The following is a 16592-nucleotide window of genomic DNA, read 5'->3' on the forward strand; positions in this document are numbered from 1 at the left end:
GATGGCCCGGCCGGCGGGCCGCGGCGGCGTCACGAACGCACACCGCACCGACACCGCCGCGGTCACAACCGACGCCGACGCCCATGCCCGTGCCCGTGCCGACGCCGACGCCCATGCCCGTGCCGACGCCGACGCCCATGCCCGTGCCGACGCCGACGCCCATGCCCGTGCCGACGCCGACGCCGACGCCGACGCCGACAAGATCGCGGGCACGACCGGCAGCGGTGTGCTCGCGGGCCCGACCCGCGGCAACACGGCGACGCACCCAACCAGCGGCGACAAGGCCGCAGGCCCAGCCGACGGTTGCCAGGTCACGAGCGCGACCACCGGCAGCATGGCGGCGCGCCCAACCCGCGCCGGCAAAGTCGCGAGCCCCACAGGCAGCGGCGTGGCTGTCGGCAGCGGCAGCGGCAGCGGCAGCGGCAGCGGCAGCGGCAGCAGGGACGCGGTCGGGGGACGGCCCGGTTCTCGGGTCGGCGCGGGTTCCGTTCCGCTTCCGGCCGCCCGTACCGCGCCCCGCGCATCCGGCGCCCCGAGGTCCGACGAACCGCCCTCCTCCAACCGCTTCCTCGCGAAGGCGGCCCTGGTCACCGTCGCCCTCTCCATCGCCGGAGCCCTGCTCGGCCTCGGCCGGGACCAGGCGCTGGCGCATCTGTTCGGGGCCGGGACGGAGACGGACGCGTTCCTGGTGGCGTGGACGGTGCCGGAGTTCGCGTCGACGCTGCTGATCGAGGACGGGCTGGCCTTCATCCTCATCCCGGCGTTCAGCATGGCCATCGCGCGCCGGGCGCAGGGAGCCGCGGGCGATCCGGTCCGCGCGCTGGTCGCCAGCACCCTGCCCCGGCTGTCGTTCGCCTTCGTGGCCGCCTGCGCGCTGCTGATCGCCGGGGCGCCCTACCTGGTCGAAGGACTCGCACCAGGGCTGCCCGACCCCCAACTCGCCGTGGACTGCACCTGGTTGACCGCGACCTGTGTGCTGGGCTTCGGGTTCGCCGGGTACTGCAGTGCCGTGCTGCGGGCGCATCGGCGTTTCGTGGCGCCCGCGGTGATCTACGTGGCGTACAACACCGGGATCATCACGGCGATGTTCGTCCTGGGCGGCCACTGGGGCGTGCGCTCGGCGGCCCTCGGGGTCGCGGTGGGCAGCGCGTTGATGGTCGCCGTGCAGGCGCCCTCGCTGTGGCGGCAGCTCCGGCGCAGGGAGATGGCGGCGGACGACGTGGGCGTCGAGGAGCCGCGCCCCCCGATGGACCTGAGCCTCGTCAGCACGGTGCTGCTCTTCGCGCTGTGCCGTCAGTCCCAGGTCCTCATCGAACGCTTCCTGGCCTCCTCGCTGCCGGCCGGCGCCATCTCGCATCTGAACTACGCCCAGAAAGTGGCCCAGATGCCGATGGTGCTCTCCCTGATGCTGTGCACCGTCACCTTCCCGGTGGTCGCGCAGGCGATCGCCGAGGGCGACACCGAGCGCGCCCGCGACCGCGTGGAGCGCGACCTCGCGCTGGTCTCCTGCACGGTACTCCTGGGCGCGGCGGTGGTCTTCGCATGCGCACCGCAGATGATCCAACTCCTTTTCCAGCGGGGCGCGTTCGCCGCGCACGACACGGCGGCCACCGCCTCCGTGATGCGCGTGTACGCCCTCGGGCTGCTCGGCCACACACTGGTCGGCGCGCTCGTCCGCTCGTACTTCTGCGGCGGCCGGCCCACCTGGTACCCGCTGTTCGCGATGACCGTGGGGATCATCGCCACCTCCTGGATCGGCGCGCTGACCGTCGGCTCCTGGGGTGTGCTCGGGATCGCCGCGGCGAACGCCCTCGGCATCACCGTCAGCGCCGCGCTCCTGCTGTACGGCATGGGCCCGCGCAGTGTGCCGATCCGCACCCGCAAGGTGCTCGTCGAGCTCAGCAGACCGGTCCGCGCGGCCGTGGCCGCCGCCGCGGTGGGCGGGCTCTGCGCGAACCGCGTGGACTCGCCCGTGCTCGCTCTCCTCGCCGGCGGTACCGCCACGACCGGCGTCTTCGCCCTGCTCGCCTGGGCCCTGGGGGTCCAGGGCTTCGCACCCGCCCTCCGTTCGCTCACACAAAGGCTCCCGCATGCCCGTATCCGCTGACTCGGCACCCGTCACCAGACGCCTCGACACGACGGCCCCGTGGGTCGCCATGTACCACTCGGTGGGTGACCCCGCCGACGACCCGTACCGCATCACGGTCTCGCCGGACCGCCTCCACCAGCAGCTGACCTGGCTGCGGAGGCGCGGCCTGCGGGGCGTGAGCATGAGCGACCTGCTCGCGGCCCGCGCCCGGGGCAAGGGCCGCGACCTCGTTGGCCTCACCTTCGACGACGGGTACGCCGACTTCGTCGAGAACGCCCTGCCGCTCCTCCAGCGCCACGACTGCGGCGCGACCCTCTTCGTCCTGCCCGGCCGGCTGAGCGGCGACAACGCCTGGGATCCGCTGGGCCCCCGCAAGCCGCTGCTGAGCAAGCAGGGCATCCGGCTCGCCGCCGCCTCCGTGGGCATCGAGATCGGCTCGCACGGGCTCACCCACGTCGACCTCACCCAGGCCGACGAGGCCGTCGTGTACGCCGAGGTCGCCGAAAGCCGGGCGGTGCTCTCGGAGTTGACAGGCGCTCAGGTCGAGGGCTTCTGCTATCCGTACGGGACGATCGACCAACGGGTCGTGGACGCCGTACGCAACGCCGGATACACGTACGGCTGCGCGATCGACCCCGGCCCGCTGACCGGCCCGCACGCGCTCCCCCGCGTCCACATCGGCGAGAACGACACCGCCGTACGCCTGTTGCTGAAGCTCAAGTTGCACCGCCTGCGCAGGCGTCCGGTCGAGGGGGTCTGATGAAGGCCCTGCACATCATCACGGGCCTCGGGGTCGGCGGCGCCGAGCAGCAACTGCGGCTGCTGCTGCGCCACTTGCCCGTCGACTGTGATGTCGTCACCCTCACCAACCCGGGCGCGGTGGCCGACGGGCTCACCGACGACGGCGTGCGCGTCACGCACCTCGGCATGGGCGGCAACCGCGACCTCGGCGCGCTCCCCCGCCTGGTGAAGCTGATCCGCGCGGGCCGGTACGACCTCGTGCACACGCACCTCTACCGGGCCTGCGTGTACGGGCGGATCGCCGCGCGGCTCGCGGGAGTCCGGGCCGTCGTGGCCACCGAACACTCCCTCGGCGACTCCCAGATGGAGGGGCGCAGGCTCAACGCGGGTGTGCGGGCGCTGTACCTGGCCAGCGAGCGGCTCGGCCGGTCCACCGTCGCCGTCTCGCCGACCGTCGCCGACCGGCTGCGCCGCTGGGGCGTGCCCGCGCCACGCATCGAGGTCGTGCCCAACGGCGTCGACCTGGCCCGCTTCCGCTTCGACCCGGTGCTGCGCGAGCTCACCCGGCGCCGCCTCGGGCTGCCGGAGGGCGCGTACGTCGTCGGCGGGGTCGGCAGGCTCACCGCGGGCAAGCGGTTCGACGTCCTCATCCGCGCACTGGCCGAACTGCCCGAGGACCACTGGCTTCTGCTCGTCGGCGGCGGCGCGGAGGAGAGCGTGCTGCGGCGGGCCGCGCAGCGGTCCGGGATCGCGGACCGGGTGCTGTTCACCGGCGAGCGGCCCACCGGCGGCCTGCCCGGGGCGGATCTTCCGTCGCTGATAGCGGCCATGGACGTCCTCGCCTCGCCCTGCGCCGAGGAGGCGTTCGGGCTGGCCGTCGTCGAGGCGCTGGCGGCCGGACTGCCCGTGCTGTACGTCTCCTGCCCGGCCGTCGAGGACCTGCCGCCCGGCGCCGCCCTCGGTGCCCGCCGGGTCCAGGGCAGTTCGGACTCGTTCGCCCGCGCCCTGCGCAGGGTCCGCGAGGAGGGCCCCGCGCCCCGCTCCGCACCGGATGCCGCCCACCACTACTGCATCACCCGCAGCGCCGCACAGCTCATGGACGTGTACGCGGCCGCTGTGTCCCGTACCTGAATGGGAGTGAGTTCCTGATGACCGAAATCCCCACCAGAGGCCTCCGCCCGAACGCGGTGGCGATCGCCCGCGCGAAGACCATGCCCCCCTGGTCCCTGCTCGCCGCCGGCGCGGTGCTCGGCGGGCTGCTCGGCGGCGCGTACGGCGTCGTGAAGGCCCCGACGTACACGGCCACGAGTTACGTGGTCGCCGTACCGAACGAGAAGTCGGACCCGGCGGCGGCCCTCGGCTTCGCCCAGGCCTACGGCCGGGTCGCCACCCAGCTCGCCGTGCTCGGAGACGCGCAGGTGTGGGCCGGTGTGCCGGTGAAGACGCTCCAGTCGAGCGTGCGGACCGCGACCTCCCCGGACGCCCCGATGGTCTCCGTGTCGGCCACGTCCTCGCGTCCGGACCTGGCCGCCGACATGGCCAACGCCGTCTCGCGCGCGCTGACCCGGCACGCGAACGACGCCCAGGCCGACACGCACGTGGAACTCCAGCAGTTCGCCCGCGCCACCAAGCCCACCGAGGCGTCCTCGGCCTCGCCCTCGGTGACCGGGCTCGTGGGCGCCAGCGCGGGCGGCCTGCTCGGCGGACTGGTACTCCTCGTGCGCCCCCGGCGCGGCACGGACACCGCCCGCCCGGCCTCCGTGCCGAGCCCCGCCACGGCCGCCGACGTGCGCGGCCAGATGTGAGCGGCACCCTGCGGACGGCACCGGCCGGGACGCTGGTGAGCGAAGTCGTCACCGACGAGCGCGAGTTCGCCGAACTCGGCCCGGCCTGGGGGCGCCTGTACCGGAACTGCGCCGCGGCCACCCCGTTCCAGAGCCACGCCTGGCTGCACTCCTGGTGGCTCTCCTACGGCACTCCCGGCCGGCTCCGTCTGGTCCTCGTGCGTGAGGGCGGCGAACTGCGGGCGGTGGCACCGCTGATGCGCGTACGCCGTCCGCTGCCCGCGCTGGTACCGCTCGGCGGGGCGATCTCCGACTACGGGGACGTCCTCATCGACGACGAGCACGCCGACCGGGCCGCGGCCGTCCTCACCGAGGGCCTGTCGGCCGCCGCCCGTACCGCGCTCATCGACTTCCGCGAGGTGCGGCCCGGCGGCGCGGTGGAGCGGATCTTCGACCGCTGGCGTGGACCGCGCAGCCGGGTGCGCGACTCGCTCTGCCTGGAGCTGCCGGCCACGTCGATGGACGAACTGGTCGGCCGGCTCCCCTCCTCGAAGGCCCAGCGGGTGCGGGCCAAGCTGCGCAAACTCAGCGCGCTCGGGGTCGAGCAGCGCGCCGTACGGCCTGACGAGGTGGACGCGGCGCTGCGTCGGCTGCTCGAACTGCACCAACTGCAATGGCAGGGGCGGAAGGTGACGTCGGAACACCTTCAGGAACGGTTCTCCGAGCATCTGGTCCGGTCGGTCGCTCCGATGGTGCGCTCGGGGGACGCGGTGGTCACCGAGTTCAGGCTCGACGACACGGTGATGGCCGTGGACCTCACGCTGCTGTCTCGGCGGCTGGCGGGCGGTTATCTGTACGGCGCCCATCCGCAGCTGCGCGAACGCAAGGCGGACGTGGCGGTGATACTGCTCAACGCCTGCGCCCAGCACACCGAGGCGGGCGGACGCGCGGCGCTGAGCCTGCTGCGCGGCGACGAGCCCTACAAGCGCCACTGGCGCCCGGACCCCGTCGTCAACCAGCGCCTGCTGCTGGCCCGGCGGCGGACGGCGCCGCTGCTGTCGGCGGTCGTCTGGGACGTCGCCGCGCGCAGCCGGGGCAAGGAGCTGTTGCGACGCTGGAGGGAACGCGGTGGCGGCGGGTCCTGAGCGACCCGCCGCCACCGGTCTCACGCCCGGGTCACCTGCCGCGCGACCACCAGTCGAAGCGGAGGCAGAGCTTCCCGCCGATCCAGTACTCGACCCAGTCGCCCAGGTTCACCGGCGAGCAGTTGGGCGGGCGCACCGGATTGGGCGGCGGAGTCGGCTCGGGTGTGGGATCGGGGGTCGGGTCGGGCGTGGGATCGATCCGGCCGGCCAGCGCCGCGCGGTAGATCTCGGACGCCTTCGGGTTCTCCGCGCACTGCCACACTCCGTGCGGGCAGTAGTCGGTGACCGTGTTGTACAGCGGCTTGTGCTCGTCCATCCACGCGAGCATCCGCTTCATGTACTCCGCATTGTCACCGTTGCGGAAGAGACCCCATTCAGGATAGGAAATGGGCTTGCCATGGGATTTGGCGAAGTCCACGTGCTCCTGAAGGCCGTAGGGCTCTTTCACCTGCTCGTCGAATGAGAGCCCCGACGGCTGGTCGTACGAATCCATACCGATGATGTCGACCGTGTCGTCCCCCGGATAGCACTGCGTCCAGGGGATGGCGTCCCGGCCGCGGTTCGGGGTGAAGTCGAACCGGAATTTCTGTCCCGGCACCGCCCGCATGGTGGTGACGATTCTGTTCCAGTACTTCTTCCAGGCCTCCGGGTCGGGACCGCAGCGATGGGTGTAAGTGATGCCGTTCATTTCCCAGCCGAGCACGATGACGGTGTCCGGCACGTTCAGCTCGACAAGACGCTCGGCCAGTGCGCGGAAGTGCTTGTCGAACGCTCCGGACGCGGCCTGCCGCAGCAGTTGGCGGACCTCGGCGTCGGAGACGCGCCCCTCGTTGCGCTCCATCATCGGCACGTTGAGGACGAGCATCCGGTCGTCCTGTTCAAGCCGCCAGTCCGCCCATACGTCGAGGAAACCGGGGGCGCCCTCGATGTTGCTCCAGCGGTCGCCGGGCAGGTACGTGTGCCCGACGCGGAGCTCGGTACCGCCCAGCCACTTGCTGAGCTCGGCGATCCGGGCGACACCGCGGGCGCCGTAGTCCAGGTAGGCGCCGACGGCGGGTGCCTTCTCGGCGGGCTTCGGTTCCGCGGCGGGGACGGCCGGTGCGGGCGTCTGCACGGGAGCCGCGGGGGTCACGGGTGGCGTGAGTGGTCCGGACTGGGTGAGCGGTGCGGGCGTCACGGGTGTCGTCGGCGCTGTCACCGACGCCGGTGTCGGCGCCGGAGGATCGGCGACTCCCATCACCCCGGCGCCCACGGCGTATCCCGGACCCGACGCCAGGGCGACCGACGCGACGATTCCGGCCGCGACGCACGCCACCCGCCTGCTCCGGGGCCGTTGCTGCTGTGGGGCCATGCCTGCTCCTCTCTCCACTCTGCTGCTCCGACGACACATTCCGTCTTCGGATACTCCGATTTACCTTCTGTCAGCTTCCGTCTACTGACACTCAGTCATATGAATACCCATTCCGCCAACCGAGGCTTCGGCCTTTGAGTGTGCCGGTCACCCGCACGGGTGACCGACCCGAAGGAAATTGCGTGCCGTTTCTCGACACCCGCGTCCCCGCCGTGCTTCTGCGGATCGACCGGAACCCCTTTCACCACGGAACGCTGGGCGCCGTACGCTCACTCGGAAGAGCGGGCGTTGAGGTGCATGTGGTCGCCGATTCAACGGGAAGTCCCGTCCGCAGGTCGCGTTTTGTCCGCGAGATGCATCCCCCGCCGGCGCCCGGCGCATCCACCGGAGAAATCGTCACCGCATTGCGCCGAGTGGCCGCGCGGGTATCCCGTCCGGCCGTCCTCATCCCGATGGATGACGCGAGCGCCGTCGCGGTGGGCCGGTGCCGTGAACACCTCGCTCCCTCCTATCTGCTGCCGCAGCAGCCCGGTGCCCTCGCCGAACGGGTGGCCGACAAGGCGGAACTGGCCGCCGTGTGCGAGAGAGCGGGCGTTCCGCACCCGGTGACGCTCATCCCGGACAGCCCCGAGCAGGCGGCAGCGGCGGCCTGGCAGTTGGGGCTGCCGGTGGTGGCGAAGTGGAGCCGCCCCTGGCTGCTGCCCGCCGGATCGGGGCTGCGCAGCACGGTAGTGGTGCGCTCGGCGCGGGAGGCGCAGGCGCTCTACCTGCGCGCCGAGGAGGCGGGCAGCCGACTGCTGTTGCAGGCGTTCCTGCCGCCGGGGCCCGACCTCGACTGGTTCTTCCACGGGTACGTCGACCGGTCCGGAGCGGTGTGCGGAGGCGGCCCCGGCCGCAAGCAACTCGCCTGGCCGCGCGGCGCCGGACTGACCGCCGTCGGCCGCTGGACCCCCAACCCGCAACTCCAGTCGCTCGTCGAACAGCTCATCGGGGACCTGGGCTACCGCGGTGTCTTCGACCTCGACTTCCGCCGGGACGGCGCGAGCGGCCGCTACCACCTGCTCGACTTCAACCCCCGCCCCGGCGCCCAGTTCCGGCTCTTCGCCGACGGGGCCGGCCTCGACGTCGTACGCGCCCTGCACCTGGACCTGACCCACCGTCCGCTGCCGGATCCCGCGCCGCTGCCCGGCCGCGCGTTCGTGGTGGAGAACTACGCCCCGCTCAGCGCACTGCTTCCCAAGTCCGGCGGGAGCGAGCTGGCCTGGCACGCGCGGGACGATCTCGCGCCCGGGCTGGCGATGTGGGCGCTGTGGGGCCGTCATGTGACCCGGCGGCTGCGGGACCGCGCACAGCGTCCGGCGCCCGTCGCCGCGCAGCCGCGGATCGTACGGCAGTCGGGCCCCCAGAATCCCCTGACCGATGACGAGAAAGCGAGCAGCTGCTGATGTACGACCTTCTGGTGGTGGGAGCCGGTCCGTACGGCCTGTCCGTCGCCTCCCATGCCGCCGCGGCCGGGCTGAGCCTGCGCGTCCTCGGCCGGCCCATGGCGTCCTGGCGGGACCACATGCCCCCCGGCATGTTCCTGAAGTCGGAGCCGGCGGCGTCGAACCTCTCGGACCCCGGGGGCCGCTGGCGCCTGGACACCTACTGCGCCGGTCAGGGCGTGCGGGCCCGGCACGGCGAGCCGATCCCCGTCGCGATGTTCGCCTCGTACGGCCTGTGGTTCGCCCGCAACGCGGTGCCCGAGGTCGACGAACGCACGGTGGTCCGGCTGAGCACGGTTCCCGGCGGCTTCGAGGCGGTCGTGGACGACGGCGAGGTCCTGCACGCCCGCACGGTCGCTCTCGCCGTCGGCGTGCTGCCCTTCGTCGAGGTGCCGGCCGCGCTGCGCGAGCTGGGACCCTCGTACGTCTCGCACAGCAGCGACCACGGCGAGCTCGGCCGTTTCCGCGGCCGGGACGTCACCGTGATCGGTGGCGGCCAGGCCGCGCTGGAGACGGCGGCACTCCTCGCCGAACAGGGCGCCCACGCCCGGGTCCTGGCCCGCGCCGGCCACCTGAACTGGAACGACGTGCCGCCCGCCCTGGAGCGCCCGTGGTGGGAGTCGGCCCGCACCCCGCACAGCGGTCTCGGCTGCGGCTGGCGCAACTGGTTCTACGCCGAGCGCCCCAACCTCTTCCACCGCCTCCCGGAGACCACCCGGGCCCGGATCGCGGCCACGGCACTGGGCCCGGCGGGCGCCTGGTGGCTGCGCCACCGCGTGGAGCCGGCCGTCGAACTGCTGCTGGGCCACGAGGTCGCGGCGGCGTACGTGACCGGGGGCGGCGTACGCCTGGAGACGGTGGGCCGGGGCGGTGAGCCGGCCTCTCTGGAGACCGAACACGTCATCGCGGCAACGGGGTTCAGCGCGACCCGCGAACGGCTCGGACTGCTCGCCGACGAGCTGCGCGGGGAGCTCGCGGCGGTCGCCGACGGTTCGCCCGACGTCGGCCGGGACTTCGAGTCCTCGGTGCCCGGCCTCTTCATGGCAGGCCTGGTGACGGCGTCCGGCTTCGGCCCCGCGATGCGCTTCGTGCACGGCGCCACGTTCACGGCGGAGACGCTCGTACGAGGGGTACGGCGGCGGCTGCGCACGGCGCAGGTGCCCGTACCGCAGCGGCGGCGCGAGGCGCTGGACCCGGCCCGGCGGTGACGCGGACTCGGGTGCCGGGCGCGTGACGCGTCCGGCACCCGGAACGCTAGCGACGGGACGCGGCTCGGCCTCGTCGGTACAGGACGGTTCCGCCCGCGAGCAGCGCGGCGCTGGTCGCCGCGGTCGCGAGGAGGCCCTCGCCACCGGTCTCCGCCAGGGCGGCCACGGACTCGGACTCGGCGGACGACGAGGACCCGGGAGGCGTCGCCCACGGCGGGGTGCCGGGGGGCGCCTCCTTCAGCGGGACGCCGGGGGGCGTCGTCGCCGGTGGGGTCGTCGGGGGCGCCTTCGGCGGAGGCGTGGCCGACGGAGGCGTCGACGGCGGGGTCCACGGTGTGTCGCCGTAGCCGCCGGGGCCATCGTCATGGCCACTGCCGTGACCGCCTGTCTGCCCGCCGCCCGAGTGGCCGTAGCCCTCGTCCCCGTAGCCGGAGGAGTCAGGACCCGGGCCGTTGGCGCAGGAGTTCCCGAACGCGGGGTTGAGCGCGGCGAGCACGTCGACGGTGTTGCCGCAGGCGTTCACCGGCGCGTTCAGCGGAAGCTGGAGGTTGTTGCCCGACCCGACGCCGGGCGAGTCCTCGGCGGTTCCGTTCGCGTTCGAGCCGGCGAACGCGGGGGTGCCGTAAAGGGAAAGGACGCTCGTCGCGGCGGCGGCCACGACCACTCCCCTACTCAGGGTCTGTCGCAATCTCGTGGTCTTCCTGCTCGAAGTGAGGAAAGCCGGCCCCGGAACCAGATGAGGCGTTCCGAAGCCGGCTGTCACCCAGCCGAATTGGCTGATGTGCGGTCTACGTCAGTCGTTGACGCAGGTGTTGCCGAACGCGGGGTTCAGCAGGGCGATGACGTTGATCGAGTTGCCGCACACGTTGACGGGAACGTGGATGGGAACCTGGATCACGTTGCCCGAGAGGACACCCGGGGAACCGATGGCCGCACCCTCGGCGCCCGCGTCCGCGAAGGCGGGGGAGGCGAATCCCAGAGCCATGATCGCGCCAGCGACGACGGCAGCGCTCTTCTTGAGCTTCACGTGCTTTCCCTTCTCTGCGGTCATGCCCCTATGACGGCCGAAACCGAGCGAGCACAGTATGAACGGCTCGCACCATGACCTACAGGCTGTGAACGAGGGAAAGCCGGACGAAGAAACCACACAACGTGAGTGAATTGTGAATTCACTCGAATCGCCCTGCGCAAGCGGAAACCCGGAAAAGCCCGGGCCGGCCGACGTGTGATGACGACGGGCGGCCCGGGCCACTTCGGAGCGACGGTTCAGCTGCCGCTGGCGCCGTTGCCCGACAGGACCGGGATGTTGTCCAGGATGTGCGAGAGGGGCTCGTCGCCCTTGGCCTGGGTGGAGTTCTCGGCGCACTGCTGGTTCTGCGGGGCCGAGAGGACCGGCACGTCCTGGAGGACGGTGACCGGCACCAGGACACCGACGAGCGAGGCCGCGTTGGCCTTGACCGGCAGGCCGACACAGAGCTTGTTCACGGAGCCCTGGACCAGCGAGAGCTGGGGGCTCTGCTTGCCCTTCGTCTTGGCGTTGCCGTACGACTGCTCGGCGCCGTTGCCGTTCACGGTGGTGACGCCCTCGTCGTTCCCGATGGCAAGCGCCTGAGACGCGGAAGCCGCCGAGACACCGACGACGGAAACGGCGACCGCCGCCGTGGCCATTGCCTTCTTGAACATTTCTCCGGTGTTCCTTTCGTGGGCGAGATACACACGTACCTGCTCCGCCTCAACTGAAGGGCGGGCGATTGGTTCCTCAAGGTCACCCGATTGGCCCGTTCGCCTCCCGGAATTCGCGGAAAAGCTCGCGCGCGTGCTCCGTACCGGCGGGTTTCGCACATGGGCCATTGGGGTGAATCGCAGCAACTATGCGGGCCGGGCGCAGTTGTCCAGGGCGCTCCGGTGGACGGGGTTACTCCAGAAGGGACCATGCAAGTGATCAAGAAGGTTATGGCTGCCGCGGCGGTCGCCGCTTCCGTCGCCGGTATCTCGGCTGCCGCCGCGCCCCAGGCGCTGGCGATCGGCAACGACAACGGTGTCACCACCGTGAACGGCAACGGCGCCGCGCAGGTCTACGGCAACCAGGAGACCTACGGAAAGATGAGCCCGCAGATGGCGCTCGTCCAGGGCTCCCTGAACAAGCCCTGTGTCGGCCTGCCGGTCAAGGCCAACCTGGCCTCGCTCGTCGGCCTGGTGCCGGTCACCGTCCTGCAGGACGTGCCGATCCTCTCCGCCCCGCAGAACCAGCAGTGCACCGAGAACTCCACCCAGGCCAAGGGCGACGAGCCCCTCTCGCACATCCTGGACAACATCCCGGTCCTGTCCGGCAACGGCGCCAGCGGCAGCTGATCTCTCAGCATCGCGTGCGGCGGGCCGCTCCTGGGAGCGGCCCGCTACTCCTCTCACCTCAACGGCGACGCGTCAGCTCCGGTCCCGCGGAATCCCTGTGGGCCAAACGGGGCACACCGCGCAACCATGCCGTCCACCGCACTGTTGATCATTACGCGGCTCCGCAAACGGAGTCCACTCCACGAAGGGAACGAACATGAAGAAGCTGCTCGCAACCGCCGCCATCGCCGCCTCCGTCGCCGGTATCTCGGCCGCCGCCGCGCCCCAGGCTCTCGCCATCGGGAACGACGACGGCGTGACCACGACCAACGGCAACGGTGCCCTCCAGTCGTACGGCAACCAGGCCACGCACGGTGACATGAGCCCCCAGCTCGCGCTGGTTCAGGGCTCCCTGAACAAGCCCTGCATCGGCCTGCCGGCCAAGGCCAACCTGGCCTCGCTCGTCGGCCTGGTCCCGGTCACCGTCCTGCAGGACGTGCCGATCCTCTCCGCCCCGCAGAACCAGCAGTGCACCGAGAACTCCACCCAGGCCAAGGGCGACGAGCCCCTCTCGCACATCCTGGACAACATCCCGGTCCTGTCCGGCAACGGCGCCAGCGGCAGCTGATCGCAGCTACCGGGTAGAGCGGGCCGCCGAGCATCTCGGCGGCCCGCTCTCTTTTCATGCCCGGCGTTCCTGCTCGGCCCCCGGCGCCGCGCCGTCGTAGAGCGCCGCGATCTCGCCCGCGTACGCCGCCGACACCGCGTGCCGCCTGACCTTCAGGGACGGGGTGAGCAGCCCGTTGTCCTCGGTGAACTCGCCTGCCACCAGGGTGAACCGGCGAACGGACTCGGCGCGTGAGACCGCTTCGTTGGCGTGGTCGACGGCTTTCTGGACGTCGGCGCGTATCCGGGGGTCGGCCGCGAGTTCGGACAACGGGGTGTCGGCGGGCAGTCGGCGTACGGCGAGCCAGTGGGCGACGGACTCGGGGTCCAGGGTGATCAGGGCCGCGATGTAGGGGCGGTTGTCGCCGACGACGACGCACTGGCCGACGAGCGGGCGGCTGCGCAGCCGGTCCTCCAGGACGGCGGGGGAGACGTTCTTCCCGCCGGAGGTGATGAGCAGGTCCTTCTTGCGGCCGGTGATGGTGAGATAGCCGTCGCCGTCGAGGGAGCCGAGGTCGCCGGTGGCGAACCAGTCGTCCCGCAGTACCGCGTCCGTCGCCGCCGGGTTGTTCCAGTAGGCGCCGAAGACCACGCCGCCCTTGATGAGGACCTCGCCGTCGTCGGCGATGCGGACGGCGGTGCCGGGGACCGGGAGGCCGACCGTGCCCGGGCGGGGGCGCAGGGGCGGGACGATCGTCGCCGCGGCCGTGGTCTCGGTGAGGCCGTAGCCCTCGTAGACGATGATTCCGGCGGCGTAGAAGAAGAGGTTGAGGTCGCGGTCGAGCGGGGAGCCGCCGCTGATGGCGTAGCGGGCCCGGCCGCCCAGTTCCCTGCGGATGCGGCGGTAGACCAGCAGGTCGTAGAGCGCCCAGGCCGCGTACAGGCCCGGTCCCGGTCCCTTGCCCGTCCCCAGGAACTTGTTCAGGTACGCCTCTCCGAAGCGGACGCCGACGCGGTCGGCGCGGTCGAAGGAGGCGGCACGGCCGATCTTCTCGGCGGTCGCGCGGCCGGTGTGGTGGATCTTCTCGAAGAGGTAGGGCACGCCGACCAGGAAGGTCGGCCTGAACTCCCGCAGGGCGGGGCGGAGTTCGTCGGGCTTGATGCTCGGGCAGTGCCCCACCTCGATGCGGGCCATCAGGCAGGCGATCTGGAGGGTGCGGCCCATGATGTGGGCGAGCGGGAGGAAGAGGAGGGTCGAGGCGGTCTGGCCGGTGACCTCCTCGAAGACGGGGTGCAGCAGCTCGACCGTGTTGGCGGCCTCGGCGTGCAGGTTGGCGTGGGTGAGGACGCAGCCCTTGGGCCGGCCGGTGGTTCCCGAGGTGTAGCAGACGGTGGCGGTGGTGCCGGGGGTGAGGGCGGCGCGGCGTTCGGTCACCTCCTTGTCGGGGATGTCCCGGCCCAGGGCGGCGAGTTCGGCCAGGGCGTGCGCGTCCAGCTGCCGGACGCGCGGGGGTTCGGGATGCCGGGCCGTGCCGGTGGCCACCGTGTCCGCGTTCTCGGCGGTCTCGACGATCACCACCCGGGCACCCGAGTCGCGGACGATCCAGTCCACCTGCTCGGCGGAAGAGGTCGCGTAGACGGGGACGGTCTGGCCGCCCGCCGCCCAGATCGCGAAGTCGAGGACCGTCCACTCGTAGCGCGTCCGGGACATCACCGCGACCCGGCCGCCCGGTTCGAGGCCGTCCGCGATCAACCCCTTGGCGGTTGCGGTGACTTCGGCGGCGAAGGACTCCGCGGTGACCGGGCTCCAGGTGCCGTGTTCCCGGCGGCGCAGGACGACGGCGTTCGGGGCCTCGGCCGCGTTGGTGAAGGGCAGGTCGGCGGTGCTGCCGGTGGTGGGGTCCTGAACCAGACGGGGGGTGCGGGCCTCTCGGACGGTGCCGGTGGAGTCCCTGGTCAGCTCCACCTCGGTGCGGGACGCGAGGCCGACGCGCTTCCTCGCCCGCTTCAGATCCTTGCGTACGCCCATGACGGCTCCCGGTGGCGGGGTTCCTGAACATGGGTCAACTTACCGGTGCGTAACAGGAATTCAATGGGTCGCGCGGGGTTCGCGTTCGCCGGGTGGCGGCCCGGCGAACGGGTGGGTCAGCGGCTCATGCCCGTCGCCGTTTCGATGGTGTCGGCTAGTTCGCGTACCGCCTTGTCCTCGGTGTCGGCCGCCAACTCGTCCGCTCGGGAGCGGAGTTCGGTCAGGGGCAGGCTGCCCGGGAGCCGGGTCCAGCGGTTGTCGCCCTGGCGGAGGGCGTCGGCGAAGTACGCGGCGACGGCGGTGACCTGGAGGCGGTCGGCGGAGTTCCAGAGGTCGTCGTCGAGGTCCCCGGCCTCCAGTTGGCCGGACTCCTCGTGCGGGGTGCGGGTTTCGGGGTCGAGCCAGCGGACGCTCGCGGTGGCGAGGTGGCCCGAGCCGCCGGGCCGTGTGCGGACGGCGTAGAGGGCGGTCACCGTGTGGCCGGGGCCGACCTCGCCGCCGTCGACCCGGTCGTCGCGGAAGTCCTCGTCGGCGACCTGGCGGTTGTCGTAGCCGATGAGCCGGAACTGCTGGACCGTCTCCGGGTCGAAGGCGACCTGCGCCTTGGCGTCACGGGCGGTGAGGTCGATGTTCCGCGGGAGTTCCTCGCAGAAGACCTCGCGGGCGTCCTCGGTGTCGGAGACGTACGTCGTGTGGCCGTCGCCCCTGTCGGCGAGGCGTTCCATCAGGGCGTCGCCGTAGTCGCTGCCGACGCCGACGCCGAAGAGCGTGATGCCGTGCTCGCGGCGGTTGTCCGCGACGCGTTCCAGGATCGCGTCGGCGTCGGTGTCGCCGGTGTTGGCGAGGGCGTCGGAGACCAGGACGACACGGTTGTTGGCGCCCTCGCGCAGGCCCTCGGTGGCGGTGGCGTAGCCGGTTTCCACGCCGGCGCCGAGGTTGGTCGAGGACTGGGGTTCCAGGCTGTCGACGGCGTCGTGGACGCGGCCCCGGTGGTCGCCGAGCCGGGTCATGGGGAGGATGGTCTCGGCCTCGTCGCTGAAGGTGACCAGGGCGACCGAGTCGTCGTCGCGGAGGCGGTCCGTCATCACACCGAGGGAGTCCTGCGCCAGGTCGAGGCGGCCCGGTTCGTCCATGGAGCCGGAGACGTCGATGACGAAGGTCAGGGCGGCGGGCGGGCGTTCGTCGTCCCCCTCGTCCGCGCGGGTGGCGAGGCCGACCCGGACGAGCGACCAGTCCTCGTCGTCCGTGCGGGCGCCGTCGACGGTGACCGAGAAGCCGTTGCCGTCGGGGCGTTCGTAGTCCTGGCGGAAGCTGTTGACGAACTCCTCGGGGCGGATCGTCGACGGGTCGGGCATCCGGCCGTCCGCGAGGGTGCGGCGGGCGTAGCCGTAGGAGGCGGTGTCGACGTCGAGGGCGAAGGTGGAGAGGTAGTCCGGGGACGGGGCGATCTCCCGGCCCTCGTCGTTCTGTTGCTCGCCGCTCCGTTCGCCGTTCGGCTCGCCGTTCTGTTCGCCGTTCCGCTCGCCTTCCGTGGTGCCCGACGAGTAGGCGGGGGCGGGCGGTGGGGCGGTGCCGTCCTCGCGGTCCGACGAGTAGCCGTGATCTCCGCTGCCGCCCCCGCCGCAGCCGGTGAGCAGCAGGGCGCCCGCCGCGCTCAGGGCGAGCAGTGCTCCGCGCAGTCGACGGCCGCGTACGGTGACGGCCCTCGCCCGTATGTGGTCCTTCCCCATCTGTGCCCCCTCGGTGAGCGGCCCGTTCATGGGCCGACGTCTGTGACTGTGACGTCCGAGGGGGCCGGGATGTGCGCTACGGAGCGTTGCGGAT

At 72.0% G+C, this 16592-nt stretch carries 15 protein-coding genes; 9 read left to right on the top strand and 6 right to left on the bottom strand.

The genetic code is table 11. The annotated features are described in order from the left end of the window. Positions 1–334: 334 nt before the first annotated feature. From murJ to ACIBLC_RS06570, 5 genes are read left to right on the top strand one after another with little or no spacing between them, the layout of a single operon-like run. Entirely contained in the window at positions 335–2107 is a 1773-nt protein-coding gene (murJ, locus tag ACIBLC_RS06550) for a murein biosynthesis integral membrane protein MurJ (protein WP_399209890.1), read from the top strand. Beyond that, positions 2091–2849 (top strand): polysaccharide deacetylase family protein, encoded by a 759-nt coding sequence (locus ACIBLC_RS06555; RefSeq protein ID WP_399209598.1) that lies wholly within the window; start codon positions 2091–2093, stop codon positions 2847–2849. The genes murJ and ACIBLC_RS06555 overlap by 17 nt, the downstream gene beginning before the upstream one ends. Further along, positions 2849–3961 carry a glycosyltransferase gene (locus ACIBLC_RS06560; protein ID WP_399209599.1) on the top strand — a complete coding sequence of 371 codons (1113 nt, stop codon included), beginning with the start codon at positions 2849–2851 and terminating at the stop codon, positions 3959–3961. The genes ACIBLC_RS06555 and ACIBLC_RS06560 overlap by 1 nt, the downstream gene beginning before the upstream one ends. Before the next feature lie 17 nt (positions 3962–3978). Beyond that, on the top strand, positions 3979–4635 hold the full coding sequence (locus ACIBLC_RS06565) for a lipopolysaccharide biosynthesis protein (protein WP_399209600.1): 657 nt from the start codon (positions 3979–3981) through the stop codon (positions 4633–4635). Beyond that, a complete protein-coding gene (locus tag ACIBLC_RS06570) occupies positions 4632–5759 on the top strand; it encodes a GNAT family N-acetyltransferase (protein WP_399209601.1) in 1128 nt (375 codons plus the stop codon). The genes ACIBLC_RS06565 and ACIBLC_RS06570 overlap by 4 nt, the downstream gene beginning before the upstream one ends. A 31-nt stretch (positions 5760–5790) precedes the next feature. Here ACIBLC_RS06570 and ACIBLC_RS06575 read toward each other — a convergent pair whose 3' ends face one another. Then, positions 5791–7110 carry a glycosyl hydrolase gene (locus ACIBLC_RS06575; RefSeq protein ID WP_399209602.1) on the bottom strand — a complete coding sequence of 440 codons (1320 nt, stop codon included), beginning with the start codon at positions 7108–7110 and terminating at the stop codon, positions 5791–5793. 182 nt (positions 7111–7292) lie between these two features. On the opposite strand from ACIBLC_RS06575, the gene ACIBLC_RS06580 reads away from it, so the two are divergent. Then, positions 7293–8555, top strand: a complete 1263-nt coding sequence (locus ACIBLC_RS06580; protein WP_399209603.1) for an ATP-grasp domain-containing protein — start codon at positions 7293–7295, stop codon at positions 8553–8555. Next, on the top strand, positions 8555–9802 hold the full coding sequence (locus ACIBLC_RS06585) for an FAD-dependent oxidoreductase (protein WP_399209604.1): 1248 nt from the start codon (positions 8555–8557) through the stop codon (positions 9800–9802). The genes ACIBLC_RS06580 and ACIBLC_RS06585 overlap by 1 nt, the downstream gene beginning before the upstream one ends. 46 nt (positions 9803–9848) lie before the next feature. Here the strand turns inward: ACIBLC_RS06585 and ACIBLC_RS06590 are convergent, their stop codons facing one another. The 3 genes from ACIBLC_RS06590 to ACIBLC_RS06600 form a co-directional block, all read right to left on the bottom strand. Continuing rightward, positions 9849–10460, bottom strand: coding sequence for a chaplin (locus ACIBLC_RS06590; protein ID WP_399209605.1), 612 nt, complete (start codon positions 10458–10460; stop codon positions 9849–9851). A gap of 135 nt (positions 10461–10595) precedes the next feature. After that, positions 10596–10853, bottom strand: a complete 258-nt coding sequence (locus tag ACIBLC_RS06595; RefSeq protein WP_399209606.1) for a chaplin — start codon at positions 10851–10853, stop codon at positions 10596–10598. A 215-nt stretch (positions 10854–11068) separates the two neighbouring features. Then, positions 11069–11485: a rodlin gene (locus ACIBLC_RS06600; RefSeq protein WP_399209607.1), complete on the bottom strand. Its 417-nt coding sequence runs from the start codon at positions 11483–11485 to the stop codon at positions 11069–11071. Positions 11486–11740: 255 nt separating this feature from the next. On the opposite strand from ACIBLC_RS06600, the gene ACIBLC_RS06605 reads away from it, so the two are divergent. Together ACIBLC_RS06605 and ACIBLC_RS06610 are read left to right on the top strand one after the other, a co-directional pair. Next, positions 11741–12154, top strand: a complete 414-nt coding sequence (locus ACIBLC_RS06605; protein WP_399209608.1) for a rodlin — start codon at positions 11741–11743, stop codon at positions 12152–12154. Positions 12155–12350: 196 nt separating this feature from the next. Beyond that, on the top strand, positions 12351–12761 hold the full coding sequence (locus tag ACIBLC_RS06610) for a rodlin (RefSeq protein WP_383681288.1): 411 nt from the start codon (positions 12351–12353) through the stop codon (positions 12759–12761). Between the two features lie 54 nt (positions 12762–12815). Here the strand turns inward: ACIBLC_RS06610 and ACIBLC_RS06615 are convergent, their stop codons facing one another. Both ACIBLC_RS06615 and ACIBLC_RS06620 read right to left on the bottom strand, forming a co-directional pair. Further along, complete coding sequence (locus ACIBLC_RS06615; RefSeq protein ID WP_399209609.1) at positions 12816–14768, bottom strand: AMP-dependent synthetase/ligase; 1953 nt, start codon at positions 14766–14768, stop codon at positions 12816–12818. A gap of 116 nt (positions 14769–14884) precedes the next feature. Further along, positions 14885–16498, bottom strand: a complete 1614-nt coding sequence (locus ACIBLC_RS06620; protein ID WP_399209891.1) for a von Willebrand factor type A domain-containing protein — start codon at positions 16496–16498, stop codon at positions 14885–14887. Positions 16499–16592: the final 94 nt, after the last annotated feature.

It is taken from the genome of Streptomyces sp. NPDC050535 (assembly GCF_044457665.1).
Taxonomy (GTDB): domain Bacteria; phylum Actinomycetota; class Actinomycetes; order Streptomycetales; family Streptomycetaceae; genus Streptomyces.